The organism is Mycobacterium sp. TH-M15, from assembly GCF_057473705.1.
In genome coordinates this window covers 1-2,413 of the sequence record NZ_JBYCLB010000206.1, presented here as the reverse complement: position 1 = coordinate 2,413, position 2,413 = coordinate 1, and the positions used below count along the sequence as shown (strand labels likewise).

At 69.4% G+C, this 2,413-nt stretch carries 3 protein-coding genes; 2 read left to right on the top strand and 1 reads right to left on the bottom strand.

From position 1 onward, the window contains the following. The first annotated feature begins 122 nt into the window (after positions 1-122). Positions 123-674, top strand: a complete 552-nt coding sequence (locus AC2VNT_RS04890; protein ID WP_486945781.1) for a type III secretion system chaperone family protein — start codon at positions 123-125, stop codon at positions 672-674. Between the two features lie 9 nt (positions 675-683). On the opposite strand, the gene AC2VNT_RS04885 is transcribed toward AC2VNT_RS04890, so the two are convergent. Further along, on the bottom strand, positions 684-1,352 hold the full coding sequence (locus tag AC2VNT_RS04885; protein ID WP_486945780.1) for a DUF5642 family protein: 669 nt from the start codon (positions 1,350-1,352) through the stop codon (positions 684-686). A gap of 158 nt (positions 1,353-1,510) precedes the next feature. On the opposite strand from AC2VNT_RS04885, the gene AC2VNT_RS04880 reads away from it, so the two are divergent. Continuing rightward, positions 1,511-2,260 carry a phosphoglyceromutase gene (locus AC2VNT_RS04880; RefSeq protein ID WP_486945779.1) on the top strand — a complete coding sequence of 250 codons (750 nt, stop codon included), beginning with the start codon at positions 1,511-1,513 and terminating at the stop codon, positions 2,258-2,260. Positions 2,261-2,413 lie beyond the last annotated feature (153 nt).

The window sequence follows — 2,413 nt, the reverse complement described above, 5'->3', positions numbered from 1 at the left end:
CAGGCCGCCATCGACCACGCGTCGACGTTCTCCTGGGAGCGCACCGTGGACGCGCAGCTGGTCAGCTATGCGACCGCGATCGACGACTTCGCCGCGGCGCGCCGGCGGCTGCGGGCGGTCTGATGGGCAGCGCCGTGCAGCAGCTGATCGAGGACACCCTCGACAAGGCGGGGCTGACCTATTCGCACCACCCCGGCGCCCATGGCGGACTTCCCGACCTGATCGTGGAGCTGCCCGGCGAACGCAAGCTCAAGACCAACACCATGGTGAGCGTCGGCGAGCATTCGGTGCGTGTCGAAGCCTTCGTCTGCCGCCAGCCCGACGAGAACCACGAGGGCGTCTACCGGTTCCTGCTCAACCGTAACCGCCGGCTCTACGGGGTGGCCTACACGCTGGACCAGGTCGGCGACATCTATCTGGTCGGCCGGATGTCGCTGGCGTCGGTGACCGCCGACGAGATCGACCGGGTACTCGGCCAAGTGCTCGAAGCGGTGGACTCCGACTTCAACCCGTTGCTGGAGCTGGGGTTCCGCTCGTCGATCGAGAAGGAGTGGCGCTGGCGGCTGCACCGCGGCGAGTCGACGAAGAACCTGCGGGCCTTCGAGCATCTGCGGCCGGTCGACGATGATGCGGGGCCCGGCGACGACGCCCCGACCGGCGACTCAGATCGATAGCGTCTCTGGTCAGCCGCCACGGACGGCTGCGACGGCCTTGCCGAGCAGATCGGGCATCAGCTGCTGTGGGTTGGCCGCCCGGTCGACATTGCCCGCGACCACGACGACGGTCTGATCGTCGAGGGCAGCCGTGAGGAGATATTTCGGATTCTCCTCCAGCGGAGTCAGTTTCACACCCATGGTGGTCACCCCGGGAATCTGCGGCGTGGGGACGCGTTCGGCCGGCCCGGCGACGCTCGGGGAGCCGGACACCACCAGGCCGAGGCCACAGCCTTGCGGCGCCGGTACCGGCGGGATGGGCTGCGGTGACCGCAGCGCGACGACCTGGATGCGGCCGCCGGCGCCGCGCGCGTCGACACCGGCCGCCTCGGCGTCCGGCGCAGGCTGCACATAGGGCGGGACGACCATCGAACGGCACTGGGTGGGCACCACAAGGGTGCCGGGCAGCGCCGCGATCCATGAGTCCTTCAGGTTCGGCGTCATCGCCGGGTAGGCCACCGTGGTGAAGCCCGACGGGAATGCGGCCGTGACCCGGTCGACGCGGAAGATGTCGTATGGTGTGGCCGGCGCCGTGCTCGGCGGCGCGGTCGTCGACGTAGCCGGCGGCAAGAGCTTCGGCCTGGACTTTGTCTGCCGGCCGCCGCACGCCGGCAATGAACCGCAGACGGCCAGGGCCACCAGCGCGCAGGCGATCCTGCGGGCTGCGGGCAGAGCAGCTGACATCGTCGACACCCCCGGGTTTGATGGCGATCGGCTGCGGTCAACTCTATTCGAGCCGGGTCTCCGATCCCACCCGCGCCGACCCCGGGCCGGCAGAACCTGACAGACTTGCTGCCATGGCACAGACCGCGACCTTGGTACTGCTCCGCCACGGCGAGAGCGCATGGAACGCCAGTAACCAGTTCACCGGCTGGGTGGACGTGGATCTCACCGACAAGGGACGCGCGGAGGCGCTGCGGGCGGGCGAGCTGCTGGTCGAGCACGGCCTGCTGCCGGACGTGGTGTACACCTCGCTGCTGCGCCGGGCCGTCACCACCGCGAACATCGCGCTGGACGTCGCCGACCGGCACTGGATCCCGGTGCACCGCAGCTGGCGGCTGAACGAGCGGCATTACGGCGCGCTACAGGGGCTGAACAAGGCCGAGACCAAGGAGAAGTACGGCGAGCAGCAGTTCATGACGTGGCGGCGCAGCTACGACACCCCGCCACCGCCGATCGAGGTCGGCAGCCGGTTCAGCCAGGACACCGACCCGCGCTACGCCGACGTCGGCGGCGGCCCGCTGACCGAATGCCTGGCCGACGTGGTGACCCGGTTCCTGCCGTACTTCACCGACGTCATCGTGCCGGACCTGCGGTCGGGGAAGACGGTGCTGATCGTCGCGCACGGCAACTCGCTGCGCGCGCTGGTGAAGTATCTCGACGGCATCTCCGACGACGACGTGGTGGGGCTGAACATCCCCACCGGCATCCCGCTCCGCTACGACCTGGACGCCGAGCTGCGGCCGACGGTGGCCGGCGGCAGCTACCTGGACCCGGAGGCCGCGGCCGCCGGGGCCGCCGCGGTAGCGAGCCAGGGCGCCAAGTAGGCCGACCAGGATCAACCGGTCCGCTGCCCGGTCAAGATCGAAGCCAACATACCTCCTGGTTAGGGCTCGCGCAGTAATTAATCGGGTTCTGGTGGGCGTGTCGCGGTGTGGTCGGCGGTGAGCGTGTAGTTCCAGTCGCCGTGGAATTCGTGA